This window comes from Mesorhizobium sp. WSM4837 (assembly GCF_055811435.1).
In genome coordinates this window covers 1-13,907 of the sequence record NZ_JBVVQE010000008.1, presented here as the reverse complement: position 1 = coordinate 13,907, position 13,907 = coordinate 1, and the positions used below count along the sequence as shown (strand labels likewise).

The window sequence follows — 13,907 nt, the reverse complement described above, 5'->3', positions numbered from 1 at the left end:
AAGTGCAAAACGATCCGTTCCGCATCCGCGACCATGTCGCCGATTTCGATCAAATCGTCCAGGACATCGTTCACCGCAGCGAGGCCGTCCGCGCAACCATCCCGATGACAGCGGACATTGCCTATGGGCCGGATCAGACCGAAACCATCGACCTGTTCTTTCCCCCGGGCAAAACAAGCGGCCTGCCGGTGCACATGTTTATCCATGGCGGCTATTGGAGGATGTTCTCCAAGCGCGACTACTCATACGTCGCGGCGACGATTACCCAGGCCGGTGCGATTGCCGCCATCGTCGACTATGCGCTGATGCCCAAGGTCAGGATGGCGACGATCGTCGACCAGGTGCGCCGCGCCAAGCGGTGGGTTCTGGCCCATATCGCCGACCATGGCGGAGACCCGGCAAACCTGACCGTCAGCGGTCATTCGGCCGGGGCACATCTTTCAACGTTCCTGTTCAACAGCGAGCATACCCCATCCAATGTGCGGGCAGCCCTTCTGCTCGGCGGGCTCTACGATTTGAAACCACTCCAAAACTCCTTTCTCGCCAACGAGATTGCAATCACCGATGAGGAAGTCGCCAGGTTTACACCGCTTGCCCATCGGCATGATCCTCAAACCAAGGCGATGGTTCTGGTCGGAGCCAACGAGACGCCGCCTTTCCATCAGCAGGCAGATCGATTCAAGGAGCACCTGCTGCAGCAGGGTTCGCCGGTAACGTCGCTTGTTCTCGCCAACCGCAACCACATGGACAGTGTCAGAGATCTCGGCATCCCCCGGAGCCAGGCGGGGGATTGCCTGACGAAACTGATTGCCAACGACGATCGTTGATCCAGCAGACATGCCGGCCATCATCCATCGCGGCTTACCGCAAGGGCGTCAGCAGCACGCCTCAGCGAGGGAAAAGAACCTCCCCCATGCCAAGCACCGCGTTGTCGCCGCCATATTTCTGCGGCGCGTTGCCCAGCAGCGGCCGTTTCAAAATACCCTCGACAATCAGATGGCGATCGATGACGGCGGCGAAGACGCTCTCCGGCGCGCCGCATTCGACGAAGCTCGGCGACAGGCTTTTCGGCGCGCGATCGAGCAGGATCGAACCGCGACGCATCAGATAGCCGGGCATCTCGCCGGTGCCGCCGGCCACCACCAGCGTGCCGGCGATCATGCGGCTGCCGGCATTGTCGCCCAAGCCTTTCAGCACCGCGATCAGGCCGCGCCGCATGCGGTCGGCGGCAAAAGCGCCGGCTTTGCCCCTGACGATCAGCACGCCGCCATTCATGCCGGCCAGTTCCCCGGCGAGCGGCGCACCAAGGTGATCGCCGGCGTTGCCCGTTATTTCAAGCCTGCCGCCGCGCATGCCGGAGCCGGCATGCGGGCCTGCATTGCCTTCGATGGTGAGCGTGCCGCCGCGCATGGCGCGCCCGGCCTGGGCGCCGGCATTGCCGACGACGCGAACCGAACCGTCCCGCATGGCTTCCGCCACGCGGTCGAGGCGCGCGCTGCCGCCTTCGAAGACGATGTCCAGCGGATCGTTGCCGGCGACGCGAAAGATATCGCCGACCTTCGATCCATGCTTCGACGTGCCGATCTGGATCTTTTCGATATCGCGCCTTTCGATCCCGGCAAGCCGCTCCGGCGTCAGCGGCGACAGGTCAAGGCGCTCGGGCGGCTCGGCGACAAGGGTGAAGGTCAGCGCTTTCACGGCAGCATATCCTTCAGCGAATAGATGAACTTGCCGAGCTTGCCGCCGTAATTGCCGGCGCTTATGCGAACCGCGCCTCGCTTCGGCCCAAGCTCGATGACGGCCTTGATGCCGGCCTTCATCGCGGCGGCAACGGCATCGTTGGTCTCGCCGTCGATGACGATTTCCAGGACGGCGTTGATGTCGGCACCGAGCTCACTCCTGACGACACCGCGCAGTGTCGGCGCATAGGCTTCGTTGGCCGAGGCGATCATGCCCTTGTATTTACCGCCGATCTTGGAACCCGAACGAGCGATGCCGCCCGGAAACGGCACGATCGCGCCCGGCACCAGGCCGATCGCGGCAACCGCGGCCTCGGCGGCAGCCAAGGCCCTGGCGCTGCTTTCAGCCATGACGAAGAAATTGCCGCCGCCGACGGCGCCCTTCGTCAGCCCGGTCGTCGCTTCGCACAGGAATTCGCCGTCCATGACGGGAACGCGCCAAAAATGCCTGCCGCCGATTTTCTTGGAGATCTGCCAGCCGTCGCCAAAATAACGCAGCGCCGAACCGAGCTTCAGCTCGGCGCTGCCCTGCAGTCCGGCGAAGCAGGCGGAACCCGGCGAGGTCAAGACACACTGGCCGACGCGATTGAGCAGTTGTTTCTGCAGTTCGTCTGTTCCCATCGCAAAGATCATCACGCGGCAGCCGGGCCGGCCATCCGGTGTGGCCGATGGCGCCAGTTCGACATCGATTGCCGCTTCGCAGCCGCAGCCGATCACCGAGGTGGCAAAGCCGGTCATGGTGTTCGCCGCCTGGCGCGCCCATTTCCGGTTCGGCGCGGTGATGATGATGGCGGTCGCGCGCATGCCGAAGGCCTCGGCAAAGGTATCGTCGATCACTATGCCATTTACGCTCACGTTCGGCATGCAACCTCGCCGAATGGCTGTTCGCGCGCGATCGCCGATTCCGGGAAATTGAACCAGTCCAGCGACAGGCCGTAGCGCTGCTGGTGATAATCCTCCAGGCGCCGCAGCATCGCCTTGTCCGGCGGCGGATTGAGCCTGAGCGCCTTGCCCCAGCGGTAATGGGTGATCTCTCCGTCCTGCACGACGAGATCGCCATCCTTGAAGACATACGCCGCCTGCCCCAGCATGTTCGCGATATTCTCCTCCCTGCGGTAGACAGCGATGTCGGCTGTCGCGCCGGCGCCGAGATGGCCTCGATCCGTCAGCCCGAGCAGCTTGGCCGGGGCCGCACGCGTCATGATGGCGATTTCCTCGAATGTGTATTCGCGGTCGATCGCGGCCAGGGTGGAGAGCGCCATGGCGGATTTTGGAAGTCCGGCGATCATTTCGGTGCGCGCTTCCCGGCTCATCAGCAGCTCGAACAGGGCCGGATAGGCGGTAAAGGGCGCGCCGTTGGGATGATCGGTGGTGAAGAAGACACGCCAGGGATCGTCGATCAGGAGAAAAAGCTCGAGCCCGATCGCCCACTGCATCGTGCCATAGAAATCCTTGCCATAGCGGTAGGGCACGATGCCGCCGCCATTGCCGTCGCCGTCATGAATGACGGATTTCTTCGGCTGCGCACTGCCACGCGCCGAAAACTGCCGCATGACGTCTGAGGAGATGGTGACGGTCTGGCCGAACATCACCTGGCCGATATCGATGGTGACTTCCGGCGTCGCGTTGACCAGTTCGGCAAGGCGCGCCGCGGCCGAGGAAAACCTGCGCTTGCCTTCCGTGCCGTAGCCGTAGAACTGGAGATGGGCGAGGTGCAGCGGCAATCCTTCCGCCGCCGCGATCGTCGCGGCCGCCGTGTCCGCCGATCCGGGGCTGCCCAGATTGTTGCAATGGACATGCAGCGGATGCGGGACGCCAAGGCTGTCGACGGCCGCCTGCAGCGTCTTGACGATCTTGCGCGAGCTGACGCCATAGGAAGGCACCACATCGTCCAGCGAGAAGGTGCGGACGTTTTCCTTGAAGGCGGCCGCCGCGCCGGCATTGATCACCTTGACCCCAAGCGCCCGCGTCGAGGCGACCGTCCAGGCGACATAGTCCTCGATCATCGTTGAGGAGGCGTCGTCGCGGATCATCGACAGCAGGAAATCGTCGTTGCCGAGAATGGCGAGCGTCGCCTTGTCGATGATCGGGATGTCGGCCAGTTCGAGATGGGTGTGAAGCGCGGCTCCCGGCGACATCGCCGGCTCGACCACCGTGGTGAAACCCATCTTGGCGTAGAGGCACCCGGTCTGGAAGGTCGACCAGCCGGCATTGGAAAGCGGCGTCGTCGCCGGTCGCGCCTGGTGCGCCGCATGCTGCTCGGGCAGGAGCAGCCGTGCCGTATTCACGTTGCCGCCGCCGATGTGGGAATGGATGTCGATGGCGCCCGCCATCACGATGCAGCCGGCTGCGTCGATGGTCCGGTCGGCAGCGCCCGCCGCCGGCGCCGCAGCGATCTTGTCGTCGCTGATCCACAGGTCGCCCTTGCCGAGACGGCCGTTGACCGGATCGATGATGTCGCCGCCGGCGATTTTCGTCAGCATGGCAACGCCGCCTCGGCGGAGACATGACTGGCAACCAGCCGGATAACGGTCGCAGCGGAGGGCAGTTCCGACGCCGCTCGCGCCTCGACCGACCTTAGCGAACCGGTGCGGCTGGAATAGGCCACCGCCTGGTGATCGACGCCGGCTTCGCCGATGGCGATGGTGACCGCAGCACCCGCGACCGGCTCATGCGTTTTCGCCAGGGCGATCAGCGCCATGCGGTTCCTTTTCTTCTGCGGCTGGACAATCGAGGACGAGATCCGCAGGTGCAGGTCGGCTTCGCCGGCGGCGATCATGCGCGCGACATCGTAACGCCAGGGATCGAAGTCCGGGAAGCCGCGCGCAAAGCCGGTGCGCAGCGGAAAACCGGTCATCCAGGTCGAGGCGAGCGCGCTTCCCCAGCCATTTTCGCTCGCCGGCAGATGCAGGCCGGATGCGCGTGATTTGCGGTTGAGATCGCTGACCAGTCCCTGAAGCATCTCCAGCGCCAGCCCTTCGGTTGCGTCGCCTGAAAACAGGAAGACGGGAAAATGCGCAGCCTCCAGGGCTTTGGCGAAATCGTCGAAATTCGACACCGGCTGCGATGTCTGGCGCCCCCTCCACTGCGCCCTCAGTGCCGCCAGCGTCGCGCCGAGGCCTGCCTCGCCGCAGGACAGCAGCGTCGCCATCCGCCCGTTGCTCAACCGCGGCGCAGACGTTTCTTTCGACCCGACCAGAAAGATCTCGCGCTGATTCTTGGCCGAGAGGTCGGGAACCGTCTCGGCAAGCTCGCCGACAAATTGATGATGGATCTGCGGGAGTTCGCCGACGATCACCACGACATCGGCGCGCCGGCGCGTTTCGCCGGGCGCGACGGTCATCGCGCCTTTGTCGGTAAAAAGCGCGGCCTCCCGGGAAACTGCCGCGCCATCTGCATGATCGTATGCCGCGCCAACCCGCTCAGCCAGCGCGATCGCCGCCCTGGTGCCGTGTATATCCGTATCCAGGCTGAAAACCGGGCACCGGCTTGACCCCAACAGCGCGGCGGCATGTGCGGCCGCGCGCTCGACCAGCGTTACCCGGTTGCCGATCCAAGCAACCGCCATTCACTACGCTACTTTCTGGTGCCGGCCCAATCCTAGACGAAACTGGATTGGCCGTGAACCCCGCCTGTCAGCAGATTAGCGAATGTTTTCTTACGCCATCAACAAATTCCGACCGCGCTTAATCATATTTGATGTAACCGAAGCGCTGATCGGTCGGCGGAGTGCCTTCCAGCGCGCCGCCTTCCCGGGCCGGCTGCCACTGGACGACATCCTCGATCTTTTTGGCCAGCTCGAAGTCTTTGTCAGTGATGCCCTTGGCTGCATGGTTCATCAGGCGCACCTCGACCCAGGCATAGGAAGCCGTGATGTCGGGGTGGTGCCATGCCGCCTCGGCGAGATGGCCGACCGTGTTGATGACCATCAGTGTCGATTTCCAGCTGTGGGTCTTGTATTTGCGCCGGATCCAGCCGTTCTCGTAATACCATTTCGGCAGTTCCTTCTCGATCCGGTCGGCAATCTCGGCTTCCGAATAGACTTTTTCCCTCGGCGTCTCGTTCATCTCGACCTCCGCGAATTGCCCGGTCCGTTCTCGCGCCGAGCCAAAAGAAGATAAAACGAATGCACTCTCTGCGGCTTGCCCCTTCGACGAAAACAGCTATCATGGCGACGGGCACCTAAACTTCCATGATGCGTCTATGATGCACCCATCGGGGGGTAGATGTCGAATTCTGTTACCATACAAGTGCCCGCCCGCCTGCATCTTGGCTTCCTCGATCTCAACGGCGATACCGGGCGTCGCTTTGGCAGCGTCGGGCTGCCGCTGAGCGAACCCGAAACCGTCGTCACCCTGTCACGGTCCAGCGAGACCATCGTCGAAGGCGCCGACAGCCGGCGCGCCGGCGAACATCTGTCGACGCTCTGCAGCCATCTCGGCATTCGCGGTCAGCACCGTCTCGTGGTCGAACAGTCGATCCCGAGCCATGCCGGCCTGGGCTCCGGCACGCAGATCGCCCTTGCCGTCGCCGCGGCGCTGCGCACGCTCCACCAACTGCCTCTCGATATCGGCAGCGATGCGACCCTGCTCGATCGCGGCGGACGATCCGGCATCGGCATCGCCAGCTTCGAAAGCGGTGGCGTCATTGTCGACGCCGGCAAGGACGACAGCGGCAGGCCGCCGCCGGTCGTGGCGCGACTGCCGTTCCCGGAAGAGTGGCGCGTCATCCTGATCCTCGACCATGGCGGGCATGGGCTGCATGGCGATGCCGAGATCGCGGCATTTCGTTCGCTGCCACCGTTCCCGGCATCCGGCAGCGGCGAGATCTGCCGGCGGGTGCTGATGGGCATCATGCCGGCTCTGGTCGAGCACGACCTGCAAGCCTTCGGCGCCGCCGTCACCGCGATCCAGATGCTGATCGGCACCCATTTCGCCCCGGCGCAAGGCGGCGTGTTCACCTCCAGGCGGGTCGAGAACGTGGCCCACGCTCTCAACGAAGCAGGCGCTGTCGGCATCGGCCAGAGCTCGTGGGGGCCGACAGGGTTTGCCTTTGCCCCATCGCAAGACGCTGCAGTCAGCTTCGTCAACGCGGTTCGGCAGACAGTTGAAGACGGCATCGAGATCAGGATCGTCAAGGGCAGGAATTCCGGCGCGAAGATCAGTTCGACCAGACTTGACCTCGTCGGCAGCTGACGGCTGGGCAACGCGATCAGGTTCAAGAAGAAAGGCGAGAAATGGCCCGCAAACACATCCTGCACATGCTGACGCCGTTGAAGCATATGAGCCCTTTCGACGTGAACATGGCGCTCGATGCAGGCTTCGACGCCGTCGTCCCCTATGTCGATGTAAGCCTGGGAGAGGTGACAGGCCTCGTGCAGGACGCGATCTTCTCGCGCCCGCCCGATGTGGGCGTCGATACCGGCATTTTTATCGCCGGCAAGGATGCCTCGCTGGCGCTTGACATGTTCGAGGCAGCGCGAAAGGCGATGGTGCCGCCTTTCCAGGTCTCGGTATTCGCCGATCCGGCCGGCTCGTTCACCACGGCCGCGGCGATGGTGGCCAAGGTCGAAAAAGCGCTGGAGAAGAAATTCGAGCGCGGGCTGAAAGACACCAGGATCGCTGTTTTCGGCGCCACCGGCGTCGTCGGCTTCTGCACCGCCGTGATCGCCGCCAGGGAAGGCGCCCGGGTGACCCTGGTCGGCCATGACGGCATCGAAAGGGTCAAGCAGATCGCGGCCGAGATCAAAAGCCGGTTCAACACCGCCGTCGATGCGGCCGACGGATCGAGCGACGCCCGCAAGACGAAGCTGGTCGAGGCGAGCGAGGTGATCCTGGCGTGCGCCAAGGCCGGCGTCCAGGTGGTCTCAAAAGCCCGGTTGAAAGGCGACGGCCTGCTCATTGCCGCCGACGTCAATGCGGTCCCGCCGGCCGGCATCGAAGGCGTGGCCGTCAATGCCAATGGCGATCCGCTCGAAGCGGCAAAAGCTGTCGGCATTGGTCCGCTCGCCATCGGCAACGTGAAATACAAGGTCGAATTCGGCCTCTTCAAAAGAATGATCGAATCCGAAAAAACCATCACGCTCGATTTCCAGGAAGCATTTTCCCTTGCACGCGAGATTGCCAAATAACGCCGGATCTCTCCTGATCGCGGCGATTTCAGGCCGGGCGCTGGCTGCCGCTGCGCGCCGCGCCGGCTATCGTCCGCTGGTCGCCGATTTCTTTTGCGATACCGACACGGTCGCGCTTGCCGAGCGCGCGACGATGCTGCCGGGCGACCTGCAAGGCGGCATCGACGGCGAGCGCATCATCGAGACGCTTCGGCAACTGGCCGGAGACGACCAGCCGGTCGCCATTGTCCTGGGCTCGGGCTTCGAGCGGATGACGGAGACCGTCGACGAGTTCGCGCGCCATTTTCCGCTCGCCGGCAACAGCGGCGCCGCGATCCGCAGGATCAAGGACCCGCAATTGCTGGCCGCCGATTGCGCCGAACTCGGCATCCCGCATCCGGACTTCCGATGGGACCCGCCGCCCGATCCGGAGAACTGGGTGGTCAAGACCGCAGGCGGCGCCGGCGGCGCGCATATCAGGCGGGCCGCCGGAGAAACCCCGATATTACAGTGTCAGGCTCCTGGCGGCCGCTATTTTCAGCGTTTCGTTGCCGGTCGCAGCATCTCGGCCATGTTCGTCGGCGACGGCCAAAGCGCTGACATCGTCGGCTTCAGCCAACAATGGGCGTCGCCTGCCCCGGCAGCGCCCTATCGCTATGGCGGCGCCGTGCGGTTGAGGCGCTTCGATCGCAGACGGGCGGCGATGATCCGCGGCTGGCTTTCAGGTCTGGCGCGTCGCGCCGGCCTGGTTGGATTGTGCAGCGCCGATCTCATTCGCGGACCGGATGGCTACAAGCTCATCGAGATCAATCCGCGGCCCGGCGCCACGCTCGACATTTTCGACGATGCCGACGCGCCATTGATCGAAGCGCATCTGCGCGCCGCGGCGGGCAAGAAATACCGTCTGCCGCGCTTCGTCGATTCGATGGCGTCGATGGTGACCTATGCGGCGGCGCCGATCGCCCGCTTTCCATCGATTGCCTGGCCTGAATGGACTGCCGACCATCAGTCGCCCGGCACCCGACTGATCGCCGGCGATCCGGTCTGCACCATCTTCGCGCGCGGTCCGAGCGCCGATCTGACCAGGCGGCTGATCAAGGGACAAGCCAGCCGATTGCAACACCAATGGGAAGGAGACCGGACATGAAAGACGGTTCGGCATTCCTCAACGACAATGCGCAGCGCATCATCGACGGCATGATCGGCGACGCCGAACGCCTGCGTATCGGCGTTTCCACCGGGCCATTGGGCGAGTGCCTGATCGACGCCGGCGCCAAGGCCGCCGGCGGCGTCGAGGCCGGGCTGCGCATGGCGGAAGCCGCGATGGGCGGCCTCGGCAGCATTTCGGTGTGCATGGACCGTGCGTCGCCAAAATGGCCGTTCACCATCGAAGTGCGGTCGTCGCAGCCGGTGCTTGCCTGCCTGGGCAGCCAGTATGCGGGCTGGAACCTGTCGAGCCAGGATTATTTTGCCATGGGATCGGGACCGGCGCGGGCGCGCGCCCGCGTCGAACCGCTGTTCGAAACACTCTCCTATCGCGACACCGCGTCGTCCGCCGTGCTGATCCTGGAGACGGCAAAACCGCCGCCCCAGGCGATCGTCGAGAAGGTCGGCAGGGCAACCGGACTGGCACCCGAAAAGCTCACCTTCCTCTATGCGCCGACACAAAGCCTGGCGGGCGGCGTGCAGATCGTTGCGCGCGCGCTCGAGGTTGCCCTGCACAAGACCAACGATCTCAAATTTCCGCTGGAGAACGTTGTCGACGGCATCGGCACGGCGCCCATCCCCGCCCCGCATCCGGATTTTCTGACCGCCATGGGCAGAACCAACGACGCCATCATCTATGGCGGCAGCGTCCAGCTCTTCGTAAAAGGCTCGGCGAAAGACGCCAGCGAACTCGCGGAGCGATTGCCGAGCCGCGCCTCGCGCGACCACGGCCACCCCTTCGCCGAAGTCTTCAAGCGGTTCAAGGGAGATTTCTATGCCATCGATCCGCTGCTGTTCAGCCCGGCCGAAGTGATCGTCACGGCGATCGAGACCGGCGATACGTTCCGCGCCGGCGAGCGTGATCTGCAGATGCTCGAACGGAGCCTCGGTTAGACCATGGCGCTGCAATGGATCGGTCTGTCATCCGCCTGCCGGGGCATTCGTTCCGGCTTTCCGTATACCGGTATCCAAGGCGTGACATGATCCCTCGCATCCTGATCGTCAGCGACGTCTCGGACGCCCGCTCCAAGGGCCTGGCGGCAAGGCTGGAGCGGCGCGGCGCCGTGGTCGCAACCGTGCCGCTGGCGGCGATCGCGTTCGACACCGGCAGCCCGAGCGGACTGTCGATCCCCGGTTTCGACGGCGCGCTGCCCGACGCCGTGCTGGTCCGTTCGATCGCCGCCGGATCGTTCGAAGCGGTCACCCGGCGTCTCGGCGTGCTGCACGCATTCGGCAAGCTTTCCATTCCGGTGTGGAATTCCGCGCAGGCGATAGAGCGCTGCGTCGACAAGTCGATGACGACCTTCCTCTTGAAGAATGCCGGCCTGCCGACGCCGCCGACATTCGCGGTCGAGGGTCTTGCCATGGCCGAAGCGGTCGCCAGACGCGAACTGCCGTTCACGCCGCTGGTGCTAAAACCGCTTTTCGGCGCCCAGGGCCGCGGCATCCGGCTGATCGAGACACTGTCCGAGCTCCCCGCCGAAGAAGAGGTGGACGGCGTCTACTATCTCCAGCATTACGTGCCGCGTCCCGGCCCGCCTTACCGCGATTTTCGCGTGTTCGTCTGCGCCGGCGAGGTTTTGGCGATGATGAGCCGCCGTGGCGACGACTGGATCACCAATGTCAATCGCGGGGCGGTGCCCGAGCAAGTCTCGGGGCAGGTTTCGGGGCATGGCGAAACCGAACTGGCGGCGCTGGCACGGGCCGCCGCCGCCGCTATCTCAGCGGATTTCGCCGGCGTCGATATCGTGCCGGCGGCAGACGGCAAGCTGTTGGTGCTGGAGGTCAACAGCATGCCCGCCTGGTCCGGGCTTCAATCGGTGGTCGCGGTCAACATCGCCGATGCGATTGCCGACGCCCTGCTGAAATTCCTGGCTGATCGCCCAGCTGATCACCCAGAGGCGGCGGCGGCGCGACCCTACCGCCTCACCGCGCCGGCGAATTCGTGACCGACGGGGTGGCGCTTTCGCGAGAACGCCTCCGGGCTGCCTACAAGGACGCCTGCCGGATGGAGATCGAGGCGCTGAAGCCGGGCAACGTCCATCTGTTCGCCGACGGGCACGGCATGTCCGCCGCCCAGTTCATGACGAGCGCCGAGGTCTCGTCCGTCCCGCTGACCGATCCGCGCCTGCCGGTCGGACAGCGCATGCTGGAAGCGGTCCGAGCGACACGCCTGGCGGTCGCGACCAACACCAATCTCGGTATCATCCTTCTGGCAGGGCCTCTGCTGTGCGCCGCTGAAATGGCGGGCACCCAACTGCCCGACAATCGACTGCCTGACAATCGACTGCACGACAATCTCGACGCGGTGCTGCGCGCGATGAGCATCGACGATACCAGGGCGGTATTCGAGGCGATCGTCGCCGCCGCGCCGGGCGGCCTCGGAGAGGCGGCGAACGATGTGCGGCAGGAGCCGAAGGTTCATCTGCTCGAAGCCATGCGGGAGGCGGCCGACCGCGACATGATCGCCCGCCAGTATGTTACCGGTTTCGGCGACGTGTTCGGCGTCGGGCTTGCGGCTCTTGAAGCCGCCTTGGCACGCGGCGAAGTCGGCATGTGGCCGACGGTGTTCGCCTATATGGCGTTTCTCGCCGGCTTCCCGGACAGTCATGTGGTGCGCAACCATGGCGCTGAAGTCGCAAATCAGGCGCGTCAAGAAGCCCTTGCCGTTGAAGCGGCGTTGCATGCCAGCGACGACGAGACGTCACGCATTGGTCTGCTCATGGAACTCGACCGCCGGCTGAAAGCGAACAACGTCAACCCCGGCACGTCGGCCGACCTGACCGTGGCTACTCTTTTAGTCCACACCCTCGGCGTTCAGCTTGCATAATCGCAACGTTGGTGGTTGACTTTCAGGAGCGGAAGCTGGGCTTCCGCGGCTATCCAGCCAACCGGTCCGGATCTCCGGGCGCTGCCAACAAGGATAGCTGTCCATCGAGCGCTCGCTCGGTTTGCGGCGTCTTTGGACACCATAACTGTGTCTTGGAGGAAAATTGGCATGGCAAAGATCTCGAAAGTAATGGTCGGTGAATCGCTGGTAGGAGACGGCAACGAAGTGGCGCATGTCGACCTGCTCATCGGCCCACGGGGGAGCGCAGTCGAAACAGCATTTTGCAACGCGCTGACCAACAACAAGGACGGCTTTACCTCCCTTTTGGCGGTGATCGCGCCCAATCTTCAGTGCAAGCCCAACACCGTGATGTTCAACAAGGTCACGATCAAGGGCGCCAAGCAGGCCGTGCAGATGTTCGGCCCGGCCCAGCATGCAGTCGCAAAGGCCGTGCAGGACAGCGTCGCCGATGGGACCATTCCTGCCAATGAGGCGGACGACCTGTTCATCTGCGTCGGCGTTTTCATCCATTGGGACGCCGCCGACGACGCCAAGATCCAGAAGTACAATTACGAAGCGACGAAGGAAGCCATCCAACGCGCCGTTGCAGGAACGCCGACGGCCGCCGAAGCCACGGATAAGCGGGACCAGGTGAAGCATCCGTTCGCGGCTTAGACAAGAGACAGCCCCGCACAGGCAAAACCCTCCGCGGAGCCGGATGGTCTGTTGCGCCGCCTGAAAAAGCTTCTGGGCCTTTAGAGCACCGGACAAAGAGCCTGCCCTCGGGCCTGACCCGAGGGTGGACCGGTTTTGGGAAATCCGATGCTCCAGCAAAGAGATAGAGCGGCGAGACGATCGACTTGACGGCCCGCCGCTCTACAAGGCCCAGTTTCCGAGGCCGAAGTTCGAGGCGAAGTCAGGTGCCAAGCGTTGCGAGTTGCCCCGGCGTGAGCGTGCCGTCATGCAGCGAGGTCGCAACCAGCGCCGCGGCGATACCGAGTGACGAAAGGGTGCGAATGTCAGCCTCATTGCGCACCCCGCCGGCCGCGATGACGGAGCGGCTTCCAGCCTTCGCCTTGATGGCCTTGAGCCGCGTGAAATCGGGACCGGAGGCGGAACCGACCTTGGCCAATGTCATGACGATCACCGTTTGCGGCCAAAGCGCCGGCTCGTCGAGAAATGATGCCGGACCGCGAAACCCATCGTCGAAGAAATCCAGCGACAGGATAAGCTCCGGATGATCGCAAAAACGCCGCAACAGCGCGTCGTCCTGCTGCGATTCGGACCCCACGACCGGGCAAAGCCAGGATTCGGCAAGTGCCGCCGAAAGTGTTTTCTCGTCGGTGACGCCGGCATCGACCCAAAGCTCCGGCGGCTCCGCCATCGCCTTCAGCCGGGCAAGCGCGCCGCTGTTTGGCGTTCCGCCTTCGATGGCATCGAGATCGGCGATATAGAAGGTCGGAAAAGGGTAAAGCCGGCGCAGGCCCTCAGTGACCGCAACGACATCGGAAGTTTGGCTGAGCGGCGTGACGATCGGCCTGTAGCGATCGCGTTTTCCTTGCTGGGCGCGCACCACCTCGCCGCCTTTCAGGTCGAGAACCGGAATGATACGCAACGCTCTTTTTCTCGCTGACCAACTGCCCCTGACAACTATGATGAAAGCTTGAAGTGTGGAAAAAAGAAAGAGCATCGTTGCCGGCTTCGATATTGGCGGCGCCCATCTGAAGGTGACGCGTGCGCAAGACGGCCGCATCGTCGAGGCAGTAACCATCGCCACACCGCTTTGGCTGGGGCTCCATACCCTGACCTCGGCGTTCAGGGAAACGGCCCCGATCTATGCGGGCGCCGATCTCAACGCATTCACCATGACCGGCGAACTGGCTGATATCTTTCCGTCCCGCGGCGCCGGCGGCGCGGCCCCGCGGGCTGAGGTTTGAGCGGGGGGGCCAGGGGGAAAAATGGTTTATTAAAGACCGTCCGCCGTTTTGGGGGGGGGGCGGGCCGCGCCGCGGCGCGCCGCAGT

15 protein-coding genes are annotated in these 13,907 nt (G+C 64.1%); 9 read left to right on the top strand and 6 right to left on the bottom strand.

Going from position 1 to position 13,907, the window contains the following annotated elements; translation table 11 throughout:
* Positions 1-2 precede the first annotated feature (2 nt).
* Entirely contained in the window at positions 3-827 is an 825-nt protein-coding gene (locus AC0L3D_RS06455) for an alpha/beta hydrolase (protein ID WP_128246223.1), read from the top strand.
* Between the two features lie 61 nt (positions 828-888).
* Here AC0L3D_RS06455 and AC0L3D_RS06450 read toward each other — a convergent pair whose 3' ends face one another.
* The 5 genes from AC0L3D_RS06450 to AC0L3D_RS06430 form a co-directional block, all read right to left on the bottom strand.
* Entirely contained in the window at positions 889-1,698 is an 810-nt protein-coding gene (locus AC0L3D_RS06450) for a formylmethanofuran dehydrogenase subunit C (protein WP_473643532.1), read from the bottom strand.
* On the bottom strand, positions 1,695-2,603 hold the full coding sequence (fhcD, locus tag AC0L3D_RS06445; RefSeq protein ID WP_473643530.1) for a formylmethanofuran--tetrahydromethanopterin N-formyltransferase: 909 nt from the start codon (positions 2,601-2,603) through the stop codon (positions 1,695-1,697). The genes AC0L3D_RS06450 and fhcD overlap by 4 nt, the downstream gene beginning before the upstream one ends.
* Positions 2,591-4,222 (bottom strand): formylmethanofuran dehydrogenase subunit A, encoded by a 1,632-nt coding sequence (locus AC0L3D_RS06440; RefSeq protein WP_473643528.1) that lies wholly within the window; start codon positions 4,220-4,222, stop codon positions 2,591-2,593. Before AC0L3D_RS06440 ends, fhcD begins: the two co-directional genes overlap by 13 nt.
* Positions 4,216-5,307 carry a tungsten formylmethanofuran dehydrogenase gene (locus tag AC0L3D_RS06435; RefSeq protein WP_473643526.1) on the bottom strand — a complete coding sequence of 364 codons (1,092 nt, stop codon included), beginning with the start codon at positions 5,305-5,307 and terminating at the stop codon, positions 4,216-4,218. Before AC0L3D_RS06435 ends, AC0L3D_RS06440 begins: the two co-directional genes overlap by 7 nt.
* A gap of 118 nt (positions 5,308-5,425) precedes the next feature.
* Positions 5,426-5,806 carry a 4a-hydroxytetrahydrobiopterin dehydratase gene (locus AC0L3D_RS06430; RefSeq protein WP_473643524.1) on the bottom strand — a complete coding sequence of 127 codons (381 nt, stop codon included), beginning with the start codon at positions 5,804-5,806 and terminating at the stop codon, positions 5,426-5,428.
* Positions 5,807-5,965: 159 nt separating this feature from the next.
* On the opposite strand from AC0L3D_RS06430, the gene AC0L3D_RS06425 reads away from it, so the two are divergent.
* The 7 genes from AC0L3D_RS06425 to fae all read left to right on the top strand — a co-directional run bounded on the left by AC0L3D_RS06425 (position 5,966) and on the right by fae (position 12,559).
* Positions 5,966-6,934: a beta-ribofuranosylaminobenzene 5'-phosphate synthase family protein gene (locus tag AC0L3D_RS06425; protein ID WP_287171195.1), complete on the top strand. Its 969-nt coding sequence runs from the start codon at positions 5,966-5,968 to the stop codon at positions 6,932-6,934.
* Positions 6,935-6,975: 41 nt separating this feature from the next.
* Positions 6,976-7,869, top strand: a complete 894-nt coding sequence (locus AC0L3D_RS06420) for an NAD(P)-dependent methylenetetrahydromethanopterin dehydrogenase (RefSeq protein ID WP_473643522.1) — start codon at positions 6,976-6,978, stop codon at positions 7,867-7,869.
* On the top strand, positions 7,859-8,995 hold the full coding sequence (locus AC0L3D_RS06415; RefSeq protein WP_473643520.1) for an ATP-grasp domain-containing protein: 1,137 nt from the start codon (positions 7,859-7,861) through the stop codon (positions 8,993-8,995). Before AC0L3D_RS06420 ends, AC0L3D_RS06415 begins: the two co-directional genes overlap by 11 nt.
* Complete coding sequence (mch, locus tag AC0L3D_RS06410) at positions 8,992-9,948, top strand: methenyltetrahydromethanopterin cyclohydrolase (protein ID WP_473643519.1); 957 nt, start codon at positions 8,992-8,994, stop codon at positions 9,946-9,948. Before AC0L3D_RS06415 ends, mch begins: the two co-directional genes overlap by 4 nt.
* An 86-nt stretch (positions 9,949-10,034) precedes the next feature.
* Positions 10,035-11,003: an ATP-grasp domain-containing protein gene (locus AC0L3D_RS06405; protein WP_473643517.1), complete on the top strand. Its 969-nt coding sequence runs from the start codon at positions 10,035-10,037 to the stop codon at positions 11,001-11,003.
* Positions 11,000-11,884, top strand: a complete 885-nt coding sequence (locus AC0L3D_RS06400; protein WP_473643516.1) for a triphosphoribosyl-dephospho-CoA synthase — start codon at positions 11,000-11,002, stop codon at positions 11,882-11,884. Before AC0L3D_RS06405 ends, AC0L3D_RS06400 begins: the two co-directional genes overlap by 4 nt.
* 168 nt (positions 11,885-12,052) lie before the next feature.
* Positions 12,053-12,559, top strand: coding sequence for a formaldehyde-activating enzyme (gene fae / locus AC0L3D_RS06395; protein ID WP_023797737.1), 507 nt, complete (start codon positions 12,053-12,055; stop codon positions 12,557-12,559).
* A 241-nt stretch (positions 12,560-12,800) separates the two neighbouring features.
* Here fae and AC0L3D_RS06390 read toward each other — a convergent pair whose 3' ends face one another.
* The gene (locus AC0L3D_RS06390; protein WP_473643514.1) at positions 12,801-13,499 is read right to left on the bottom strand and encodes a HisA/HisF-related TIM barrel protein; all 699 of its coding nucleotides are present in this window, start codon (positions 13,497-13,499) and stop codon (positions 12,801-12,803) included.
* A 55-nt stretch (positions 13,500-13,554) separates the two neighbouring features.
* Here AC0L3D_RS06390 and AC0L3D_RS06385 point away from each other — a divergent pair, with 55 nt between their 5' ends.
* Complete coding sequence (locus AC0L3D_RS06385; protein ID WP_473643512.1) at positions 13,555-13,821, top strand: hypothetical protein; 267 nt, start codon at positions 13,555-13,557, stop codon at positions 13,819-13,821.
* Positions 13,822-13,907: the final 86 nt, after the last annotated feature.

Excerpts from the sequence above, each read along its gene's own strand:
- fhcD (WP_473643530.1), bottom strand. The coding sequence starts at position 2,603 with ATGCCGAACGTGAGCGTAAATGGCATAGTGATCGACGATACCTTTGCC.
- AC0L3D_RS06440 (WP_473643528.1), bottom strand. The coding sequence starts at position 4,222 with ATGCTGACGAAAATCGCCGGCGGCGACATCATCGATCCGGTCAACGGC.
- AC0L3D_RS06435 (WP_473643526.1), bottom strand. The coding sequence starts at position 5,307 with ATGGCGGTTGCTTGGATCGGCAACCGGGTAACGCTGGTCGAGCGCGCG.
- AC0L3D_RS06430 (WP_473643524.1), bottom strand. The coding sequence starts at position 5,806 with ATGAACGAGACGCCGAGGGAAAAAGTCTATTCGGAAGCCGAGATTGCC.
- AC0L3D_RS06425 (WP_287171195.1), top strand. The coding sequence starts at position 5,966 with ATGTCGAATTCTGTTACCATACAAGTGCCCGCCCGCCTGCATCTTGGC.
- AC0L3D_RS06420 (WP_473643522.1), top strand. The coding sequence starts at position 6,976 with ATGGCCCGCAAACACATCCTGCACATGCTGACGCCGTTGAAGCATATG.
- mch (WP_473643519.1), top strand. The coding sequence starts at position 8,992 with ATGAAAGACGGTTCGGCATTCCTCAACGACAATGCGCAGCGCATCATC.
- AC0L3D_RS06405 (WP_473643517.1), top strand. The coding sequence starts at position 10,035 with ATGATCCCTCGCATCCTGATCGTCAGCGACGTCTCGGACGCCCGCTCC.
- fae (WP_023797737.1), top strand. The coding sequence starts at position 12,053 with ATGGCAAAGATCTCGAAAGTAATGGTCGGTGAATCGCTGGTAGGAGAC.